The organism is Rahnella sp. WP5 (assembly GCF_000745615.1).
Lineage (GTDB): Bacteria > Pseudomonadota > Gammaproteobacteria > Enterobacterales > Enterobacteriaceae > Rahnella > Rahnella aceris.
This window is the reverse complement of record NZ_JQJR01000007.1, coordinates 183,649-204,406: the sequence shown is the minus strand read 5'-3', so window position 1 is coordinate 204,406 and position 20,758 is coordinate 183,649. Positions and strand designations below refer to the sequence as shown.

20 protein-coding genes are annotated in these 20,758 nt (G+C 53.5%); 7 read left to right on the top strand and 13 right to left on the bottom strand.

Annotated features, from left to right (window positions below):
* Positions 1 to 27: 27 nt before the first annotated feature.
* Positions 28 to 1,281, bottom strand: a complete 1,254-nt coding sequence (gene cytX, locus EX31_RS05320) for a putative hydroxymethylpyrimidine transporter CytX (protein ID WP_037033773.1) — start codon at positions 1,279 to 1,281, stop codon at positions 28 to 30.
* Positions 1,282 to 1,437: 156 nt separating this feature from the next.
* Complete coding sequence (locus EX31_RS05315) at positions 1,438 to 2,094, bottom strand: Qnr family pentapeptide repeat protein (protein WP_013573489.1); 657 nt, start codon at positions 2,092 to 2,094, stop codon at positions 1,438 to 1,440.
* A gap of 187 nt (positions 2,095 to 2,281) precedes the next feature.
* On the opposite strand from EX31_RS05315, the gene dcp reads away from it, so the two are divergent.
* From dcp to EX31_RS05300, 3 genes are all read left to right on the top strand, one after another.
* A complete protein-coding gene (gene dcp, locus EX31_RS05310; protein ID WP_037033771.1) occupies positions 2,282 to 4,435 on the top strand; it encodes a peptidyl-dipeptidase Dcp in 2,154 nt (717 codons plus the stop codon).
* A gap of 137 nt (positions 4,436 to 4,572) precedes the next feature.
* Positions 4,573 to 5,631, top strand: coding sequence for a bifunctional transcriptional activator/DNA repair enzyme AdaA (locus EX31_RS05305; RefSeq protein WP_037033769.1), 1,059 nt, complete (start codon positions 4,573 to 4,575; stop codon positions 5,629 to 5,631).
* 14 nt (positions 5,632 to 5,645) lie between these two features.
* On the top strand, positions 5,646 to 6,398 hold the full coding sequence (locus EX31_RS05300) for an isocitrate lyase/PEP mutase family protein (RefSeq protein ID WP_037033767.1): 753 nt from the start codon (positions 5,646 to 5,648) through the stop codon (positions 6,396 to 6,398).
* Here EX31_RS05300 and EX31_RS05295 read toward each other — a convergent pair.
* The gene (locus tag EX31_RS05295) at positions 6,370 to 7,584 is read right to left on the bottom strand and encodes an MFS transporter (RefSeq protein ID WP_013573493.1); all 1,215 of its coding nucleotides are present in this window, start codon (positions 7,582 to 7,584) and stop codon (positions 6,370 to 6,372) included. The genes EX31_RS05300 and EX31_RS05295 overlap by 29 nt on opposite strands.
* Positions 7,585 to 7,716: 132 nt before the next feature.
* Positions 7,717 to 8,418 carry a TetR/AcrR family transcriptional regulator gene (locus EX31_RS05290; protein ID WP_037033765.1) on the bottom strand — a complete coding sequence of 234 codons (702 nt, stop codon included), beginning with the start codon at positions 8,416 to 8,418 and terminating at the stop codon, positions 7,717 to 7,719.
* 84 nt (positions 8,419 to 8,502) lie between these two features.
* On the opposite strand from EX31_RS05290, the gene EX31_RS05285 reads away from it, so the two are divergent.
* Together EX31_RS05285 and EX31_RS05280 are read left to right on the top strand one after the other, a co-directional pair.
* A complete protein-coding gene (locus EX31_RS05285; protein WP_037033763.1) occupies positions 8,503 to 10,002 on the top strand; it encodes an MDR family MFS transporter in 1,500 nt (499 codons plus the stop codon).
* Positions 10,003 to 10,104: 102 nt separating this feature from the next.
* On the top strand, positions 10,105 to 11,952 hold the full coding sequence (locus EX31_RS05280; protein WP_037033761.1) for an ABC transporter ATP-binding protein: 1,848 nt from the start codon (positions 10,105 to 10,107) through the stop codon (positions 11,950 to 11,952).
* A 9-nt stretch (positions 11,953 to 11,961) separates the two neighbouring features.
* On the opposite strand, the gene EX31_RS05275 is transcribed toward EX31_RS05280, so the two are convergent.
* Positions 11,962 to 13,089, bottom strand: a complete 1,128-nt coding sequence (locus EX31_RS05275; protein ID WP_037033759.1) for a GNAT family N-acetyltransferase — start codon at positions 13,087 to 13,089, stop codon at positions 11,962 to 11,964.
* Positions 13,090 to 13,252: 163 nt separating this feature from the next.
* Positions 13,253 to 13,888 (bottom strand): carbonic anhydrase, encoded by a 636-nt coding sequence (locus tag EX31_RS05270; RefSeq protein ID WP_037033757.1) that lies wholly within the window; start codon positions 13,886 to 13,888, stop codon positions 13,253 to 13,255.
* Between the two features lie 221 nt (positions 13,889 to 14,109).
* Between EX31_RS05270 and msrA the strand changes: the two genes are divergently transcribed.
* Complete coding sequence (gene msrA / locus EX31_RS05265; RefSeq protein ID WP_013573501.1) at positions 14,110 to 14,652, top strand: peptide-methionine (S)-S-oxide reductase MsrA; 543 nt, start codon at positions 14,110 to 14,112, stop codon at positions 14,650 to 14,652.
* Positions 14,653 to 14,721: 69 nt separating this feature from the next.
* Here msrA and EX31_RS05260 read toward each other — a convergent pair whose 3' ends face one another.
* The 7 genes from EX31_RS05260 to EX31_RS05230 all read right to left on the bottom strand — a co-directional run bounded on the left by EX31_RS05260 (position 14,722) and on the right by EX31_RS05230 (position 19,230).
* Positions 14,722 to 14,904 (bottom strand): 4-oxalocrotonate tautomerase, encoded by a 183-nt coding sequence (locus EX31_RS05260; RefSeq protein ID WP_013573502.1) that lies wholly within the window; start codon positions 14,902 to 14,904, stop codon positions 14,722 to 14,724.
* Positions 14,905 to 15,023: 119 nt separating this feature from the next.
* A complete protein-coding gene (locus tag EX31_RS05255; RefSeq protein ID WP_037033755.1) occupies positions 15,024 to 15,329 on the bottom strand; it encodes a hypothetical protein in 306 nt (101 codons plus the stop codon).
* A 20-nt stretch (positions 15,330 to 15,349) separates the two neighbouring features.
* The gene (locus EX31_RS05250) at positions 15,350 to 16,615 is read right to left on the bottom strand and encodes a PTS sugar transporter subunit IIC (protein WP_013573504.1); all 1,266 of its coding nucleotides are present in this window, start codon (positions 16,613 to 16,615) and stop codon (positions 15,350 to 15,352) included.
* A 72-nt stretch (positions 16,616 to 16,687) separates the two neighbouring features.
* Positions 16,688 to 16,990 (bottom strand): PTS sugar transporter subunit IIB, encoded by a 303-nt coding sequence (locus EX31_RS05245; protein ID WP_013573505.1) that lies wholly within the window; start codon positions 16,988 to 16,990, stop codon positions 16,688 to 16,690.
* A 65-nt stretch (positions 16,991 to 17,055) separates the two neighbouring features.
* Positions 17,056 to 17,499, bottom strand: a complete 444-nt coding sequence (locus EX31_RS05240) for a PTS sugar transporter subunit IIA (RefSeq protein ID WP_013573506.1) — start codon at positions 17,497 to 17,499, stop codon at positions 17,056 to 17,058.
* A gap of 206 nt (positions 17,500 to 17,705) precedes the next feature.
* Positions 17,706 to 18,302, bottom strand: a complete 597-nt coding sequence (locus tag EX31_RS05235) for a P-loop nucleotide/nucleoside kinase family protein (protein ID WP_013573507.1) — start codon at positions 18,300 to 18,302, stop codon at positions 17,706 to 17,708.
* On the bottom strand, positions 18,295 to 19,230 hold the full coding sequence (locus EX31_RS05230; RefSeq protein WP_037033753.1) for a tagatose-bisphosphate aldolase: 936 nt from the start codon (positions 19,228 to 19,230) through the stop codon (positions 18,295 to 18,297). The genes EX31_RS05235 and EX31_RS05230 overlap by 8 nt, the downstream gene beginning before the upstream one ends.
* Positions 19,231 to 19,463: 233 nt before the next feature.
* Between EX31_RS05230 and EX31_RS05225 the strand changes: the two genes are divergently transcribed.
* Complete coding sequence (locus EX31_RS05225) at positions 19,464 to 20,396, top strand: sugar-binding transcriptional regulator (protein ID WP_013573509.1); 933 nt, start codon at positions 19,464 to 19,466, stop codon at positions 20,394 to 20,396.
* Positions 20,397 to 20,758: the final 362 nt, after the last annotated feature.

The window sequence follows — 20,758 nt, the reverse complement described above, 5'->3', positions numbered from 1 at the left end:
ACCGCCCTTCGGGGCGGTTTTTTTATCTCAGGCTTTACGCCCTAATCCCCAGCACACCAGCCCCGCCACCAGCAGCGACGGAATTGTCGCACCGATATCCGGCAGCAGATTTGCCATCAGATGATAAACCACAATGCCGGTAATCCAGGCTGCGAGGGAACGTATATTCAGGTCTTTTTGTGTCTGCCTGCGCAGAACAAAATGATGCGTCAGCACCACACCAAACAGCGGCGCAAACACGGAGCCAATCAGCAGCAGGAAGTTTTCGTATTGCGTCAGCGGAACGGCCCAGGCGATCAGCGTACACAGCAGGCCGATACCCAGCGTCAGTTTACCCACGCTGACCGGCAGGGAAGTCCCCGCCGACACCGCCGCTGAGTGAATATCCGCAAAGGCATTTTCATGCTCATCCACCAGAATCAGTAACAGCGGAATACCCAGTGCGATCCCGGAAAGCGCCAGCAGCAGCGCATTGGCATCGGTCGAGGTGCTGACAAACGCCAGCGTATACGCCACGCCGAGCGCCATCATCCACACGCTGCCGAGGAAATATCCGCAGGCCGTTCCCCAGAAGTTTTGCCGCGCAGATTTGCCAAAACGGGTGTAATCCGACACCAGTGGCAGCCACGAAAATGCCATCGACACCACAATATCGCAGGCCAGCGCGAACGGCATCGAACCGTCCCCGGCTTTATGCCACAGTGTGGATAAATCGGCGTGCAGGAACAGATAACCGGTCAGCCACGCACAGCTCGCCAGCAACAGCCAGATCCCCCAGCGGCGCAGTACCAGGCGGATAAACGCCAGCGGCCCGCTGGCCGCCAGCAAGGTGGCAACGACGCCGAAAATAAACGTCCAGAGGGTCGGATTCGCCCAAAAACTGTCGTCGCCCCAGGCGCGTTTTGCCAGCAGACTGGCCGCATCGCGCATCACCACAATTTCGAACGCGCCCCAGCCGATCAACTGGATCAGATTGAACAGCACCGGCAGTGCCACGCCGCGTTTGCCGAGGCTCAGCCTCAGCGATGCCATCGACGACATGCCCGTCTGCCCGCCGGTCACCCCGACCAGCGCCAGCAGCGCAACGCCGACGGCAGACCCCAGCACAATGGCTGCCAGCGAGCCCGCCAGCCCGAGGCCCGGAGCCAGAATGGCACCGGCCTGCAATACCATCAGACCCATACCGAGCGAGAACCACAGCGAGAATAAATCAGACCAGCCCAGCACCCGTGATTTTTCCGGTACAGACGCCTGAGGCGAATAAATACTATTATCTTTCATGAGGTTAATTTCGTGGCTAAAGCGAAGGTCTGTTATAGCATATTGCGGTGAGATTCTGATGAAGGGCGGAGCGGAAGCGCACTTTCCGGCGGGCAGCCTGGGGATTTCAGGCACAAAAAAGCCGCTTCAGAGAGCGGTTTTTTATATCGTATCCTGTCATTTCGAGTGGATCACAATCATCCCCAATTTTTCCAGCAAATGGCTTTGCTGCCAGTCGTCGATTTTCACGCCATCGAGATCGACTTTACGGATATTCAGCTCACCCAGATCGGAGTTCGTCAGGTCGCAATGGGTAATGTTGACGTTATTCCAGTCGAACTCGGTGAATTCGCCGCCGGAAAGGTCGGAGCCGCTGAAGTTTGCGCCCTGCACGTTCGCGCCGGTCCAGCGGTTTTCCCATAACTCGCATTTCTCCAGAATGACTTTGCTGAAGTTCGCGTAGCTGAAGTTATTTTTGGTCATGAAGGCGCTGCAAAACCAGGTGCGTGAAGTGATCATATTCATAAAACTCGCGCCGCTGAAATCTGCGCCAGTGGCTTTGCATTCACGGATTTCACAACCCAGTGCCTGAATGTTTTTGAAATCAGCCATCGTCAGATCACAGCGTTTAAAGCTGGCATCCTGCAATTTTGCATGCTGGAAAGAGCAGCCTTTTTGTTCCCCATCATCGTAAAACAGACAATCGACGAACGCCGTTTCTGACAGATCGGTGCTGTCAAAACGGCAGCGGTAAAAGCGGCAGTTCTCCAGTGTCTCGCCGGTAAACTGCTTCACGCTAAAACGCTGGTCACTGAAAGTCTGGTCTTTGATCATCGGAACCTCTGTCATCTTTTATGCCCTGCTAAGGCCGGTATCCTGACAGAAAAGTTTTATCGAAAATATGGAATCCGCCTCGTAATAACACGATTTACCTACGTTTGCCTTTTGCCGGATCGCTGAGTGAGGTCTATTCTCAATGACTTAACGGAGCACTTCTCTCACTCAGATAAGGAAGACTGGAATGCGTTTGTCATCTCTCTTTTTGGCAACCAGCCTGGCTGTCAGCCAGTTTGCAGGGGCTGCGGAAACCGCACAGCCCGCCACTCAGGAGCACGTCATGAATCACGCTATTAATGCCGATAACCCATTTCTGAAACCCAGCCCGCTGGAATATCAGGCGCCGCAATTTAATCTCTATAAAGACAGCGATTATGAACCGGCGATCCTCGAAGGCATCCGCCAGAAACTGGCTGAAGTCGATAAAATTGCCAGCGACAGCGCGCCGCCAACCTTTGAAAATACTTATGTGGCCCTGGAAAAATCTGGCGTCATGCTGCAACGCGTGCAAAACGTTTTTGGCGCGATGACCGGCGCGAATACCAACGATACGCTGCAAAAAATTGACGAAGATACCTCGCCAAAACTGGCGGCGATGGATGACAGCATTCATCTCAACAGCAAGCTGTTTGCGCGGCTGAAAGCGGTCTATGACCAGCGCAGCAGCCTGAAAATTTCCCCCGAATCACAGCGCCTGATTGAGGTGACTTTTAAGGATTTCGAGCTGTCAGGTGCCAATCTTTCGGATGCGGATAAAGACAAACTCAAAGCGCTGAATCAACAGGCGGCGACGCTCAGCACGCAGTTCACTAATAAATTGCTGGCCGCCACCAAAGCGGGCGGGCTGACGGTGAAAGATAAAGCGCAGCTTGCCGGGCTGAGTGACGCCGAATTATCGGCAGCCGCGCAGGCCGCCAAAGACCGCAAGCTGGATAATGCCTGGCTTCTGGTGTTGCAAAACACCACGCAGCAGCCGTTGTTACAGTCACTGGATGACCGCGACACGCGCCAGGCACTGTATGAGGCCTCAATCAATCGCGCTGAAAAAGGCGATGCCAACGACACCCGTGAGCTGATTGCGAAGCTGGCAAAGGTCCGCGCGCAGCAGGCTCAGGTGCTGGGTTTCCCGAGTTATGCCGCGTGGAAACTGGAAGATCAGATGGCGAAAACGCCGCAGGTTGCACTGGATTTCATGCACAAAATTGTGCCAGCCGCGACCGCCCGCGCGCAGCGTGAAGCGCAGGATATTCAGGCAGAAATCGATAAACAGAAGGGCGGCTTCAAAGTGACTGCCTGGGACTGGCAGCACTACGCCCAGCAGGTTCGCAAAGAGAAATATGATCTGGACGACGCGCAGATCAAACCCTATTTCGAGCTGAATAATGTGCTGGAAAACGGCGTGTTTTATGCCGCTAACTTGCTGTATGGCATCACCTTTAAAGAACGCAAAGACCTGCCGGTTTACAATCCTGATGTGCGGGTTTTTGAGGTGTTCGATAAAGACGGTAAATCGATGGCGCTGTTCTACGCCGATTATTATCAGCGCGATAATAAAGGCGGCGGCGCATGGATGAGCAACTACGTCGATCAGTCGAAATTGCTGGGCACGAAACCGGTGATTTACAACGTGGCGAATTTCCAGAAACCGGCGGCGGGGCAACCGGCGCTGCTGTCGTGGGACGACGTTATCACTATGTTCCACGAATTTGGTCACACGCTGCATGGCCTGTTTGCCGATCAGGAATATCCGGGTCTTTCCGGTACCGCGACGCCGCGTGATTTTGTCGAATTCCCGTCGCAGTTTAACGAGCACTGGGCGAGCGATCCGAAAGTGTTTACTCACTTCGCCAAACATTATCAGACCGGTGAAGTGATGCCGCAGGCTTTGCAGGACAAAATCGAGAAGGCCAGCAAGTTCAACAAAGGCTATGACATGACCGAACTGCTGGCGGCTGCGTTACTGGATATGCACTGGCACAGCCTGAGCGCGGACGCACCGCAGCAGGATGTTGATAAGTTTGAAGCGGAGTCGCTGGTGAAAGATAAAGTGAATCTGGCGTATGTGCCGCCGCGCTACCGTTCCAGCTATTTCCAGCACATCTGGGGTAACGGCTATGCCGCCGGATATTACGCCTATCTGTGGACCGAAATGCTGGCTGATGATGCCTTTGCCGGTATCACTGAGCAGGGCGGGCTGACGCGGGAGAACGGTCAGAAATTCCGTGATCAGATCCTCTCGCGCGGTAACAGCGAAGATCTGGAAAAACTCTACGAAACCTGGCGTGGCAAGGCCCCGTCAATTGAGCCGATGCTAAAAAACCGCGGACTGGAGGAGTAAAAATAGCCGTGCCCGGTATCACGCCGGGCACGGACACTCTTGCTGTGAATATTTAAAATCAACGCCCGAAAAACGTCGCTTCTCCCGCTGAAATTCCCCTATGCTTTTCCCCATGTTTCCGGTCTGCGAGTGAAATCATGCTGTTCGATTTACCTGACGATGATGTGCTTTATGCTGCGCTGATTGCCCGTGATCCGGCCTATGACGGCTTTGCTTTTGTCGGCGTCAAAAGCACCGGTATTTTTTGCCGCCTGACCTGCCCGGCACGAAAACCTAAGCGCGAGAACTCGGTATTTTATCCGTCGATGGTCAGCGCGATGGAAGCCGGATTCCGGCCCTGTAAACGCTGCCGGCCGCTGATGCAGGGCGGAGAAAAAGACCCGCTGGTGCTGAAATTGCTGGCTGCGCTGGAAAACGAGCCAGACAAAAAGTGGAGCGAGGGCGATGTGCAGGCGATGAACGTTGATCCTTCCACTGTCCGCCGCGCCTTTAAACGACAGTTTGGCATCACTTTTCTGGAAATGGCGCGCTTACGCAGAATCGGCAAGGGTGTCGATGCGCTGGCCGGGGGAGGGCCGGTAATTGATGCCCAACTGGATGCGAGTTTTGAATCCGGCAGCGGATTTCGAGCGGCGATCACCCGTCAAATCGGGCTGAACCCGAGCCAGGCCAGAAAGCATCAGTTTCTGAAGGCTGACTGGCTGGATACGCCGATCGGTTCCATGCTGGCGATCGCCAGCCACGACGCACTGTATCTGCTGGAGTTTATTGATCGTCCGGCATTACCTAATGAAATTGAGTGGCTGAAACAGCTGACGTCCTCTGAAATTATTTTTGGACGAACGCCGCTGATTGATCAGCTCGAACTGGAACTGGCGGCGTATTTCGCGGGCGAAAAGCACACATTTATCACGCCACTGGCGGAATTCGGTTCATTGTTTACCCGTAAAGTCTGGGATGCGCTCAGGGCTATTCCGGCGGGTGAACTGCGCAGTTACTCCGCGCTGGCGGCGGATATCGGGCAGGCCACGGCTTCCCGCGCAGTCGCCCGTGCCAACGGGGCTAACCAGATTTCAATCCTGATCCCTTGTCATCGCGTCATTGGTGCTGATGGTTCGCTGACCGGTTACGGCGGCGGATTATGGCGCAAGCGGTGGCTGATTGAACACGAACGAAGAATGGCGTTGAGCCGCTAAACGAGGAGCAGGGTATGAATCAGCAAAGTCGGGCACTGGCATTTTCACAACTTCACCAGAAGCACAATCCGGTCATTTTATACAACATCTGGGATGCGGGCAGCGCGCTGGCGGTGGCGCAGTCGGGGGCAAAAGCCATCGCTACCGGAAGCTGGTCGTGTGCGGCGGCGCAGGGGTATCAGGATGGCGAAGCCATGCCTTTTTCCAGCCTGTTACGGACGGTGCAACGCATTGCCTCTGTGATCAGTCTGCCGCTCACGGTGGATTTCGAGACCGGTTATGGTGCGGATCGCCGCGACAACCTGAGCGCACTTTTGCAGGCGGGTGTCGTGGGTATTAATGTTGAGGATCAGCAAATGGGATTATCCGCGCTGAACGGCGTCCGTGAACAATGCGAGATTCTGAACTCGCTTCGTCAGGTGGCGGAAACTCAGGGAATGGCGTTATTTATCAATGCGCGCACCGATGTCTTTTTACAGGAACCCGACGCCACGCGGCATCCGGTGCTGATGGCGGAAGCTAAAAAGCGGCTGACTGCCTATAAGGATGCGGGAGCCAGCGGTTTTTTTGCCCCCGGTTTGAGTGACCTGACACTGATTGCCGAACTCTGTGAGGTATCAGCGCTGCCGGTGAACATTATGGCCAGCAGCCTGACGCCGCCGCTGGCTGAACTCACTGCGGCGGGTGTCAGCCGGATAAGCTATGGTCCGCATCCTTATATCGGGCTGATGGAAACCCTTAAACAGCACGCGGCTGTGCTGTATTAGCCGCCAGACGGTGCCCCATCCAGAAGAACAGCAGGCCGCCAACCGAGGCGGCAATCAGCGCGATAAACATCACCGGCGGAGCGGTGTAACTGAGCAGAAAACCACACATGACCGGGTTTATCGCGCCACCCAGATTGCTCAGGTTCTGCATGCCGTAATAGCTGCCCTTCATATTTTCCGGCGCGATAAAGTCGATAAACATGTATTCCACCGGGATAACAATCAGTTCGCCAAAGCTGAAAATCGCCATCGCGATCACCCAAAGCAACACCGATTGTCCGGCGGTCATAAAGCCGATCAGGCCGATGATGAAGAAAATCGTGCCGAGAAGCAGCCATTTCAGCAGGCTGTTTTGTTTCATCCGGCTGCTTAATACGTACTGGAAGGTGATAACAATCACGGCGTTGGTGATCATCACTGCGCCGATGATTTTGTACGCAAAAGCGGCGTTTGAGACCAGAATCAGGTACTGAGAAAGATAACCGGCGAATTGCCCGAACACCACCGAACCCAGCGTGCTGCCCAGCGTGAAGTAAATCAGACGACGGTCATGGGCCAGAATGCTCAGTGTCTGGCGAAGGTTCGGTTTTGGCAGGGGTTTCTGTTCCTGTTCTGTTTGCGGCGGTTTATGCGGGATATTGCGCAATCCCCAGGTCAGGGAAATCACGGTACCGAGCGCCAGTACGCCGGAAATCACGAACGGCAGCAGCGGGCTGAAACCCGCCAGCCACACGCCCAGCGACGAGCCCACCGCCCAGCCGACATTCACCAGCGTGTAATTCATCGAAAATGCCTTCACCCTTTTTTCTACCGGCAACCAGCTGGCGATACAGGCTTTGAGCGTGATGCTGAGCAGGGCGTAAGCGGCATTGAGCAGCGCCAGTACCAGCAGCACGCCGGTCACATTCGGCAGAAACGGCAACAGTAAAAAGCTCAGCCCGAACAGGCTGATGGAGACGGTAATCAGCGTCCGGTGATTGAATTTATCCACCAGATAGCCGCCGTACAGACTACTGAGAATCCCGATTGCCAGGCTGGCACCGAGAATGATCCCGACGCTTTTGGGCAGCAGATGATAGTGCTCAGTCAGATAAATAGTGATAAACGGCAGTGTGACGCCACGTCCGATAGTGAGTACTAACGAACTGGCTAACAGCGCGAGAATTAATGGCGGCATTCCCTTCATGTTGAATGGCATTCCCTGAGTAACAGCAACATTTTCGTTACATCATAAAGGAGTCTGCACAGTATTTTTCATTACAAAAAAGAGGGATTTAAGAGAGTTGCACGGGATAACCCGCACAGGTCGTGGCCCGGCTTATAACTTCTGCGGCGCAACACCGTGGAACAGCAAAAGGGCGACGTGTTTACGCAACATATCGGGGGAAATGGGCGACGCGCCTTCCCGTCTCATTTTCATTGATGCCATCGGGAACAGCGTCAGACCGAACAGGGAAATGAACAGCAATGCCGGATTGAGATCCGGATTCAGTTTTCCTTCCGCCTGCCAGCGGGTAATGCATTCCTGTACGATTTTGCGGTTTTTGTCGCCGTTACGTTCTTCCATGCGTTTTTTCAGCATACCGCTTTCGCTGATGACTTCCCGCACCCACAGCGGTGCCACCCACGGGTATTTTTCTGCCGCATCAATCATGCACTGCGCCATATTAGTGATCGCCAGAAGCGGATCGTCGGCATGTGTTTGGAAAATATCAGTAAACCCGGCACGGACTGGCTGAAAACGTTCGTCGATCATCACGTCCAGCAGTTGTTCGCGGGTCTTGAAATAGTAATGCAGCATGGCAGTAGTGACGCCTGCTTCTTTGGCGATCATGCTCAGCGGCGTTTCGGCGATGCCGTATTGGGCAAACAGTTTCAGGGCGGCGTCCAGCAGCAGTTCACGCTTATCCGTTCCGGATTTTGCACTGCGCGGACGACCCGGACGACGCACGGGCGTATTGGCTTCGTTTTGATCCTTTTGTGCGGATCCTGGCGTTTCTGAGATTTTTCTGTCTGCCATAAGGAGAGCGATCCATTGACCAGATGAATTTGATGCTTCAATATTAATTATACAGTTAATTAATTACAAGTCAGGATGTCATTCATGACGACAATAAATTCGGCACAGAGCGAGGCGGCGGAACAGAAGCCTTCGATAAAGCTGCTGTTCTCCGCGCTGATGCTGGTGATGCTGCTGGCCGCCCTCGACCAGACGATTGTGTCCACCGCGCTGCCGACTATCGTCAGCGAGCTCGGTGGCCTGGATCAGCTTTCGTGGGTGGTGACCTCTTATCTGCTGGCCTCCACCATTGTGGTGCCGCTCTACGGTAAGTTTGGTGATCTGCTCGGTCGCAAAATCGTGCTGCAAACGGCGATTATTGTGTTCCTGCTCGGTTCAGTATTGTGCGGGCTGGCGCAGAACATGACGCAGCTGATTCTGATGCGCGCCCTGCAGGGGCTGGGCGGCGGCGGGCTGATGGTGGTCAGTATGGCTGCCGTCGGCGACGTTATTCCGCCGTCCGAGCGCGGAAAATATCAGGGGCTGTTCGGCGGGGTATTTGGTCTGGCGACGGTTATCGGGCCGCTGATCGGTGGTTTTCTGGTTGAACATATTTCCTGGCGCTGGATTTTCTACATCAATCTGCCGCTGGGGATTTTCGCCCTGCTGGTGATTGGCGTGGCGCTGAAATCGCAGACTGCACGCATCCGCCATGAAATCGATTTTCTCGGCGCGGGTTATCTCGCGGCGGCGCTGACCTGCATCATCTTGTTCACCAGCGAAGGCGGCACGGTGTATCAGTGGTCGGATCCGCAACTGTGGTGCATTCTGGCGTTCGGGCTGGTGACCCTTGGTGGCTTTATTTATGAAGAAACGCTGGCGGCCGAGCCGATCATTCCGCTGGGTCTGTTCCGCGACCGCACCTTCCTGCTCAGTTGCGCAATCAGTTTTATTATCGGCATGTCACTGATGGGGTCGATGACCTTCCTGCCGCTGTATCTGCAGGTGGTGAAAGGCTCGTCGCCGTCAGAAGCGGGGATGCAATTGCTGCCGCTGATGGGCGCATTGCTGTTCAGTTCGATCGTCAGCGGGCGTCTGATCAGCCGTATTGGCCGTTATCGTATTTTTCCGATTATCGGCACCTTACTGAGTTTCGCCGGTATGGTGCTGCTGGGCTTTCTGAAAGTCAGCACGCCGGTACATATGCTGTATCTCTACATCGGCGTGCTCGGTTTCGGCCTGGGGATGGTGATGCAGGTGCTGGTGCTGGCGGTACAAAACTCGGTATCGATGAAACAAATGGGCGTGGCGACCTCCGGTGTGACACTGTTTCGTTCGATTGGGGGTTCCATCGGCGTGGCAATGTTTGGGGCGATTTTCACCCACGTTCTGCGTGATCAACTGGTGGCGCTGATCCCCGAAGGCACGGTGCTTCCCCGCTCACTCAGCGCGCAGGCGGTGCAGGAATTACCGGCCGCCATCCGCGCTGATTATTTGCAGGCATTTGGCTCGGCGCTGCACTCGGTATATCTGATTGCCGCGTGCGTGATGGTGCTGGCGTTTGTCCTGTCGCTGCTGCAAAAAGATGCGGTGCTGAAGAAATAACCGGCCGCAATTCCGGCGATTTGCACTAAGCTTTCCCCTTTACGGCGTTGAAATGGCATGGAAACCAGCAACGCCGGCAGGGATATCATAAAGGGGATCGCTATGCTGTTTCGCCGTTTCGAGCGAATGATCGACATCTTCCGTGAGGCACCGGCTGCTGAGCCGCCGGATCAGGTTCTGCCTTTCTATCTTTATTATCTGCGTCAGGTCTGGCCGAGTTTCGCCGTTTTACTGGTGGTGGGACTGATCGGTGCGCTGATTGAGGTTTCGCTGTTCAGCTATCTCAGCCAGATTATCGACCTGACCAAAGACACACCGCCGGGCAGTTTTTTCACCGACCATATGGGCGAGCTTTTATGGATGGCGGCGGTGGCGATGATCCTGCGGCCGGTGTTTATCGGGTTGCATGATTTGCTGGTTCACCAGGCTATCAGCCCCGGCATGACCAGCATGATCCGCTGGCAGAATCATAAGTATGTCCTCAAACAGAGCCTGAACTTTTTCCAGAGCGATTTCGCCGGGCGCATTGCCCAGCGCATTATGCAGACCGGTAACTCGTTGCGCGATTCGGCGGTGCAGGCGGTGGATGCCATCTGGCATGTGGTGATTTACGCCGCCAGTGCGCTGTTCCTGTTTGCCGAGGCGGACTGGCGGCTGATGATCCCGCTGATTATCTGGATCTTCGGTTACGGCGTTTGCCTGCGTTATTTCGTGCCGCGTGTGAAACAACGCTCGGTGCAGTCATCGGAAGCGCGCTCAAAACTGATGGGCTGCATCGTCGACGGTTACACCAACATCACGACGCTGAAACTGTTTGCGCATACCGATCTCGAGCAAAAATACGCGCGCGAAGCGATTAGCGAACAGACCGAGAAAACCCAACTGGCAGGGCGTCTGGTCACCGGCATGGACGTGTCGGTCACCACGCTGAACGGGTTGCTGATTGTCAGCACCACCGGTCTGGCCTTGTGGCTGTGGACCCAGTCGCTGATAAGCGTCGGGGCTATCGCGCTGGCGACGGGTCTGGTTATTCGTATTGTGAATATGTCCGGCTGGATCATGTGGGTGGTGAACGGTATTTTCGAAAATATCGGCATGGTGCAGGACGGCCTGCACACCATTGCGCGGCCATTGACGGTAACGGATATCCCGCAGGCGAAAGCGCTGAAAGTGGATCAGGGGGCGATCCACTTTGATCACATTCAGTTTAATTACGGCAAAGAGAATTCCGGAGAAGGCGGCAGGGTGATCCCCAATCTGGATCTGGCAATCCGTCCCGGCGAGAAGATCGGCCTGATCGGGCCTTCCGGCGCGGGGAAATCCACGCTGGTGAATCTGCTGCTGCGTCTGTATGACATCGACAGCGGTCGCATTCTGATTGATCAGCAAAATATTGCCGACGTCACGCAGGAAAGCCTGCGCGCGCAAATCGGTATGATTACCCAGGACACCTCGCTGCTACATCGTTCCATCCGCGACAACCTGCTGTACGGCAGGCCGGGCGCGACGGAAGAGGCGTTGCAACTGGCAATTCGTCAGGCGCGTGCCGATGAATTCATTCCGCAACTTTATGATTCGCTGGGCCGTACCGGGCTGGATGCGCATGTCGGTGAGCGCGGCGTCAAACTTTCCGGCGGCCAGCGTCAGCGTATTGCGATTGCCCGCGTATTACTGAAAAACGCACCGATCCTGATCATGGATGAAGCCACGTCGGCGCTGGATTCCGAAGTGGAAGCGGCGATTCAGGAAAGTCTGGAGACGCTGATGGGCGGTAAAACGGTGATTGCCATTGCGCACCGCTTATCGACGATTGCCAAAATGGACCGCCTGGTGGTGCTGGAAAAAGGGCAGATTGTTGAGACGGGCAATCACGCCGAGCTGCTGGCGCACGGCGGGCTTTATGCGCGCTTGTGGCAACACCAGACCGGTGGATTTGTCGGCATGGATTAGGGCCCGAACTTAACAGACGTCGTGCCGGTAGGGCAGCACTTCGCGGGCTTCGTCCGCCCAGCGCTGCACGGCGGCACGCTCTTCCACTAAAAAATCTTCCACGGCGTCACGCAAACCCGGATGCCGTAAATAGTGCCATGAGTCGGTGATCACCGGCTCAAAGCCACGCAGCAGTTTGTGTTCGCCCTGTGCGCCCGCATCAAACCGTTTGAGGCCGCTGGCAATCGCGTATTCCATTCCCTGATAAAAACAGGTTTCAAAATGCAGCCGGTCGAATTCCGCCACGCATCCCCAGTAGCGGCCATAAAACGTATCACCGCTGATTAAACTGAACGCCATGGCGACATCACGGCCATTTTGCTGCGCGAATACCACGCGGATCGCCTCCGGCATTCTTTCCGCCAGCAGGCTGAAAAATGCGCGGGTCAGATACGGTGACTGGCCGCGTACCGCATAGGTATTGCTGTAGCAGGAATAAACGAAATCCCATTGCGCTTCAGTCACCTGCGCGCCTTTCAGCCAGACAAAATCAATGCCCTGCGCGGCCACCTGTTCGCGCTCTTTGCGAAACTGTTTGCGCTTGCGTGAGGTGAGTGCGTCGAGGTAATCCTGAAAATCGCGATAACCGCGGTTCTGCCAGTGATATTGCAGGCCCTGCCGGTGCTGCCAGACGGGTTCCGCCCCGATAATCCGGTTGGCGCGTTCATCGGTAAAATTGATGTGTGCGCCGGTCAGGCCATTTTCTTGCAGAAAATCCGGCAGTGCCTGCAACAGACTGACTGCCGCCGGTTCATCGCCCAGCAGCCGTGCGCCGGTCACCGGGCTGAACGGCACCGCGCCCAGCCATTTCGGGTAATAGGCAATACCTGAACGCTGGCAGGCATCCGCCCAGCCCTGATCAAACACGTATTCACCGTAAGAATGGCGTTTGCGATAGCCGGGAATGGCGGCGCGGATTTCCCCGTTTTCCTGCCAGAGAAGATGCTGCGGATGCCAGCCGGAATGCGGCCCGAGGCTGCCGCTGTCTTCCAGCGCGGATAAAAATGCATAGCTGAGGAAAGGCTGCTGCGCAGGCACCAGCGCATCCCACTGTGCGGCTGGCAAATCAGCCAGACGGTTTAACGTGATAACAGGCATCAATTATTCTCGCTGTGGCGTAAAAGAGAAATCAGTTAACTGTCGTGCAGGCAGGGGGATATTACGGCAGAGGTTAAGATAACAATATAATAAGACTTAAGTCGCTGATTTATCATCCGGAACATTATTTAAAAATGTTCCGGATGTTTTATTTAGCTGGCAATTAACTGGCGCGTACTTCCGGGTTATCGGACAGCGAAATAAAGGTTCCGCTTTTCGCATCAAAGGCTTCGATGCAACCCGATTCAATATCATACACCCAGCCGTGCAAGGTAATTTCCCCTTTCGCCAGGGCGACCGCTACGCAAGGATGCGTGCGCAGATTACTCAGCTGGGCCACGACGTTCTGGTGCACCATGCCGTTGACGCGTGCCTCTGGGTTTTCGTGTTCGACGGATTCATTGATGGCTTTTGCGGCATCGGAATAACGCAGCCAGTGTGCGACCGCTGGCATGTGATCCAGACAGGTGCAGTTGGCAATCGCGCTCATTGCGCCGCAGTTGGAGTGCCCGCAGATGACGATATCTTTTACGCCCAGCGCCATGACGGCGTACTCCACCGTGGCGGAAACGCCGCCCGGTTCCGGCCCGAATGGCGGCACAATATTACCGGCATTACGGATAACAAACAGTTCGCCCGGTTCACGCTGCGTGACTAATTCCGGCACTAACCGGCTGTCAGAACAGGATATAAACAGGGTCTTAGGATTTTGGTTTAACGCCAGTTCTTTGAATAACTTAGAACGCTGTGGGAACGCCTCTTTCTGGAATCTGAGGAAACCTTCAATGACATCTTTCATAGGGGGAATTCCATGTATTTCAATGCCAGTGAGTCTGCCACGAAAAAAAAGTCAGATCAATCAGACACAATATCAACACTATTTACAGGGAAATAAGCAGGCACAAAATAATATCATTTACCGGCGATAAGAATTTCACATTCTGTTTTTTTAATGCCATACCTTTATCTCAGCATTATTCGTCCCCATATTTCCTCTACCCCCTCAGTGAAGGAGTCTGTATGACAATCGAATACGCTATTTTCGGTGGCGGCTGTTTCTGGTGTACAGAAGCGGTGTTCAAAGACGTCATTGGCGTGGAGTCGGTGGAAAGTGTCTACACCGGCGGGCGTCGCCCGAACCCAAATTATGAGCAGGTCTGTACCGGCACGACCGGTCATGCGGAAGCCATCCGCGTGGGGTTTGACCCGGAAAAACTGACTTACGGCGATTTGCTGGATATTCACTTTGTGACGCACGATCCGACCCAGCTTAACCGCCAGGGGAATGACGTCGGCACGCAATACCGTTCGGCGATTTTCCCGGCCAATGAACAGCAAAAAGCAGAGGCGGAAGCGGCGATACTGCGCGCGCAGCACGATCACAGTGATCCGATTGTGACCAGCATCGAACCACTCGGCGAAGTGTATGTGGCCGAAGGCTATCACCAGAACTACTGGGATGGTGCGGGGCAGCAGAACCGTTATTGCATGGCGGTGATCCCGCCGAAACTGCAAAAGTTGCGCAAGAGTTTTGCGCAGCGGACGAAATCGTTACAGCAGTAAAAACACCCTTATCCGTTGCGCAGCCAGCACATTAATGCGTGCTGGCTGACGACGATTCATCTCCGCCTGTTATTCTTCCGGCAACACTCCCCCTTTTGCCCAATGTGATTTCGGTATTTCAGTGATCACTACATCCACACTTTCAGGTTTACATTTCAGGGTTTCTGCTGCCAGGCGGGTCACTTCGCGGACAAAGTCACGTTTTTGTTCGGGGGTACGGCCAGGAAACATTTCCAGACGGATCATCGGCATAGTAAATCCTTAGTGATTAGGCCCTCACGGCGGGGGCAGCCTCTATTCTACGTAAGGATTGGGAAGAATAAAGACGTGCAAAACAAAAGCCAGAACCTCTGTTCTGGCTTTTAATTGCCTCAGAATCCGTAGCGGATTGCATCCTTACTTTGCTGCATCAGTGCATCGATTTTTTCGGAAAATCGCTCCAGCCCTTTGCCGTCACCGGCTTCAGAGCACTGCCGCCGTCGCGCATTGTAGGCTTTCATCAGCTGTGCCTGTGCAAAACCCGGCTTGCCGTAACAGGCCATGCTTTGCTCCCAGCAGGCAATGGCCGCGTCCAGATCCTGCTTTTCCTGATACTGTTTTCCCAGCTCATTCAGCGCTTTCGCCGACTCCTGCGGCGGCAGTTGCTGCGCCAGAATTTGCTCAATGCGTGTGTCCATAACCATGACCTCCGGCTTGCTTAGTGGAAGAAGTTGAGAATATGGCCGAATACCAGCCCGACGCTGATCACGTCTGAGTCACTGAATGTCACGTTCGAGAAGCCGAACTTGCCCAGCAGCGGCAGCAACAGCGCAGGCAGCAGGGTGATAAACAGGCCGTGGAAGATACCGCCGATAATCGCGCCGCGTCGTCCGCCGACTGCATTGCCGAAGATTCCCGCCGTGCCGCCCGCGAAGAAGTTGGTCAGCATGCCCGGTAAAATCATCGCCAGCCCGAGACTCGGGAACAGGAACATACCGATGATGGAGCCAATGGTGGTAGAGATGAAACCGATAATGACGGCGTTCGGTGCGTACGGGAAAAGCACCGGACAATCGAGTGCCGGAATGGCATTCGGGACGATGCGCAGGGCGATGCCGCGAAATGCCGGTACGATTTCCGCCAGCAACAGGCGCACACCCGACAGCAGAACGTAAACACCGACCACAAACTGAATGGATTGCAGGAACGAATAGACCAGATAATTAACGCTGTTGGCGTAAGGCGCGACGACTTCCGGGCCTGCGGCAATCGCCGGGATCAGGTAAATCGGGATCATCACCACCATCATCGACAGGTAGGTGTCCTGCAGGAAAGAGAAAGATTGCGGCAGCTCGAAATCTTCGGTGCTTTTACTGACATCGCCGGTGATTTTCGCCACGCCTGCCTGCACGATATAGCCGATGGTGCAAAAATGGCCGAGTGCAATATCATCGGACCCGGTGATTTTACGCACAATCGGCTGAGCCAGCACCGGCATCCCGACGGCCATGACACCCGCAATAATGCCGCCAGTCAGGATCAGTTCCGTGCCGCGCAAGCCGCCCATATAACCGATAACGGAACACACCGTGGCCATCCACAGCGATGCTTGTCCGGTGAGAAAGATATATTTGAAACGGGTCAGGCGGGCAATCAGGATATTAACGATAAACGCCAGGACCATAATTAATGCGGTTTCACGGCCGAGAGTTTGTTGTGCGATACCGGCAATAGAACCGACGTCGGTAACAATCCCGCGCATATGAAACCCTTTCTGGAATATTTCACCCAGAAAGGTCAGGGCATTAACAATAATGCTGGCCCCGGAAAGCAGAACCAGAAAACCCAGCAGCGTTTTTAATGTACCGGTAATGATCTGGCCGGTGCTTTTCTTTAATGCGATCAGACCAATCATGGCGATCAGTGAGATTAAAATTGATGCCTGGCCTAATACATCATTGACAATAAAGTGAAGGAAAGACATAAGCGTCCCCTGTAGAGTTCACGGTAATTGTTTTATCGATTTATAAGTATTGTGAATTGAGTGGGTCTGTTATTAAGTGGCCAGGTGACCCATCTCCTGAAGAATAGGCGTCAGCTTGCTCTTTATTTCATTTTTATCGACCAGTCTTTTCAGGTAAATAATATTGGCGTTGATGGTGTAATGCTGGAATTGCGATCTGAAATTTTCGCCGGTCATAATAATGTCGGCTCTTGAAGACGTGGCGCTTGAAATATCACAATGTGATAAATCGGCTTCCACACCCAGATCCTTCAGTGCCGCTTCGATACTCATTTCACAGGCAAAACTGCTGCCCAGACCCGCACCGCATACCGCCAGGATTGATAGCTTTTTCATCATTTTTCCTTACGTTCTTTGTAGGTGTTCATAAAGGGTTATGTTTATCTTTTTTCACTTCACGTCTAAAACTGTCGGATAATCTCTAATGCTTCCTGCTTGTTTTTACTGCGTTTTAATCGTTCCGCTGCCTCGTCATCACAGAACAGATGGGAAAGGCTGGCAATCATTTCGATGTGTGAATGGCTGTCCACCGCGGCCAGCGCGAAGATAACGTAAACCGGATCATTATCTTCACTGCCAAACTCAACGCCTTCTGAAACAATGACCAAAGACAGTGCCGTTCGGTTAACCCCTTCTTCCGGCCGGGCGTGCGGCATCGCAATACCTTCGCCCAAAACATAATAAGGCCCGATTTCCCGGTGCATATCATATATAGCCTGAAGATAACGACTTTCCGCTGCGCCCGAATCAATTAATGGTTGCACGGCAAATGCCACGGCACTTTTCCAGTCATCTATTTTGCTAATGATTTGCGTGTTGTTTTCATTAATCCAGTCGCTTAACATAATACCTCTTCATATGAATAGGGTCTTTTCTCAGTATGATATTTAATTAAAATAAAAACTGTGATCTATCCAATCCTATTAGCCATCAATGAAAGATAATAATTTCAAAAGACCTGAAAGAATGAATGATAGTAGAGGTTTAACAAGGTCCTGATATCAGAATTAACTTACTTTTTCAGTAAATGAATATTTCCTCCGCTCAGTATTTATTGAATTTGCGTATTGAATGAATTGATTATCCACGCATGAATATCAACAATATTTACAGGCTTATTTTGGCCGATAACATTCTGGTCAACAGAATAAACTGGTCCCGGGGTTATTGGTCGTGCTTTTCCTGCGAGAATTTTTAATTCGGGAATATATTCTGCCCCGACATGTCCCGGTAAACGCTCGCCCAGCCGTGAGGAAAATCGTTCGGCCGCCAGTTCAGCATCAATCTGGCACCAGATTTCCACCACCTGCGATATGCCCGCCCGTTGCAGATAATCCTGCAATACCTCTTTGGGCTGAAAACCAAACCAGGCATCGACAATAAAGGTGCTGCCTTCGGGCGCGCCGCCGATGATGTCCCAGATAACCTGATAACTTGCCAGCCCGAGTACGCGGTTAAAAGGGCGGTCAACATTCTCTAATCGCTGAAGAAACGGATTTTTAATGCCATCAAGCGACAGTTGCAGCCAGCCGCTGTATGCAGAAAGCTCAACGGCGAGCCGGCTTTTACCTGACGCCGGGATCCCGTTCACCAGGATGACGCGTTTGCCGGTTGAGCCATTTCGTGAGGCATTTCTGTTTTCAGACATGTTCCACCTGTTGTGTCTGGTTGTGTGACGGTGCATGGAAATACTGTTCAATGACGGCCTGAAGTTCGTTCAGACGCGGTACCGCCAGCGATTCAAGACGGGATTTCGTCGCGTTGCGGTCCAGTGAGATGCAGTCTTTCCATAATGAACGGCCTGCGATAACGCCTGATGCGCCTTCGCTCATGGCATCTGCCACTTGTTTGAGGAAGGTGGAATGGTCAACCCCGGCAGAAAGTACGGCCCACGGCACGTCGCCAGCGAGTTTTGTGATGTCAGCACAGGCTTGTTTTGAGCCAGGATAAGGCAGTTTCAGCACCTTCGCGCCGCATTCCAGACAAATCTTGGTGCCGCCATAAATCAGAGACGGGACTTTTTCTTTATATTCTTCCTCGGTTTCGTTGTCGAGTTTATAGGTCAGAAACTCCACCACCAGCAGCAGGTCTTCGCGGGCGAAATCCTCAATGCTCTGGCGCAGAATATCAATGTTATGACGGTTTGCTGCTTCCAGGTCTGAACGCAGATACACCATGATTTTGCCGCCGGTCGCACCGAGTTCACGCACACGACGTGCATCGACATTCTCCACCAGCCGTGACAGGCGGTAGCCTTCCGGCGAACTGTCCCAGCCCGACGCATCCAGGCCAATCAGCAGCGCGGTGTCGCGGGCAATAATGCCGTTGTCCACCAGTTGCGGAACGGCACAGACCGGATCGACCAGTACGCAGGAGGCTTTGCTGGCAAGATATTGCGTGATGTCGGCTTTAATCAGCCCGAGTTCGTGTTCTGAAATGGCAGATTGCTGTTGCGGGTCGCTGGCGAGCAGGCTGCGCATGGCACCGCGCTGGTCACAGGCGATCACCAGCATCGCGCCATTTTTGCCGCAAATCTGCTGGTAGCTGCGTAGTTCTGAGGTAGACATCTTTGACATGGAACTCTCCTTTGCGTGAAATTTATTACAGATTAAAAAATCTCGATTACACTGGACGTTCTGTCTTTCCCCCCTGAAAAAACGGGGCGGAAAATCGCGTAACATGCCGTATTACAAGGGTTGAAGCCCGATCCGGCACATTGCATTTTTACAGGTGTTGCGCAATAATCCCTCAATCGACGATTTGAGTGTAATTCATTACTGAAAGGAATTTCAAGCTGAAAGAGCCAATTTTGCAAGATATTGCAGCAACGCGTGCCATGATGCATCTGGTGGCGAAGCTGCATTACGAGTCTGATATGTCTCAGGTGGAGATTGCACGCAAGCTGGATGTGTCGACGGCAACCATTTCCCGGTTGTTGAATAAAGCCCGCGCGGCGGGGATTGTGCGCATCGAAGTGGTGGGATTATCGTCACCGGAAGACATGACAGCAGACCTGATAAAACGTCTCGGGCTGAAACATGCGTATGTCGTGGATGCACCGCCGGGCAATGTGCTCGGCGCGCTGGCGACGCCGCTGGCTTCTCTGTTACAGGAAGCCGGTTTAGGCGCGGGATCGGTGCTCGGTATTGGCTGGGGAAGAGCAGTGCGCGAAGTCACGCTGGCCGGTATGCCCCGTCTGCCGGGGATCATGACCGTGGCGCTCAACGGCGGGATGCAACAATCTGCGCCGCATTTTCAGATAACCGAGTTCGTGCGCCGTGCGGCAGAACAGATGGAAGGCACACCCTATTTTCTTCATGCCCCTTATCTTTCTTCGGCGGAACTGCGTGATGCGTTTCTCTCGGACCCGAGCGTGCAGGAAATCATTTCACTGTGGGACAAACTCGATGCGGCGATTGTTGGTGTGGGTCTGACGCATACCCCGAAACCGAGTGAATCCACTACCGCGACGCCCGGTGAACAGGCATTGAGCGATGCCGCAGGCGATGTGCTGCGCCATTACTTCACGGGAACCGGCGAGTTATTGCACTGGGAAGGCGAGGAGCGAATGATTGCGGCCTCGGTTGAACAGCTACGCAATACGCCGCTGACCATCGGCGTGGCGGCAACGCCGGAAAAAGCGGCAGGGATTATCGGTGCCGTGCGTTCAGGCATGATTAATTCATTAGTGACAGACGTGAATACTGCACAGGCGATTCTGGATAAACTGCCGGTGGTCTGACGCCTGCTTGCTTAAAAAAGCAGTGCTTAAAAAATATGCTTAAAAGAAAAAGGCATTCCTTTGCGGGAATGCCTTTTCGTTTCTGCATCTATGCTATCACACCGCACCGTCGGAAATACCGTGCCCTGATGAGCATTGCAGTTTCCCCGTAGTATGATTGATTTTCTTGTTGAACGTTTGGATGCAGGGAAGGTGGTTTGAAAATTAAAGCTACCAATAATCCTAATCGTGATTGAGGAGCATTCCGTTTTATCCAGAAATGTTAATTGATATTTGAGGATTTCGCGGGATTTCTGAAAAATAAATAATGATATATGTCAATTTTCACAAATTATTTATCCATTAAGACATCGTTACAACGA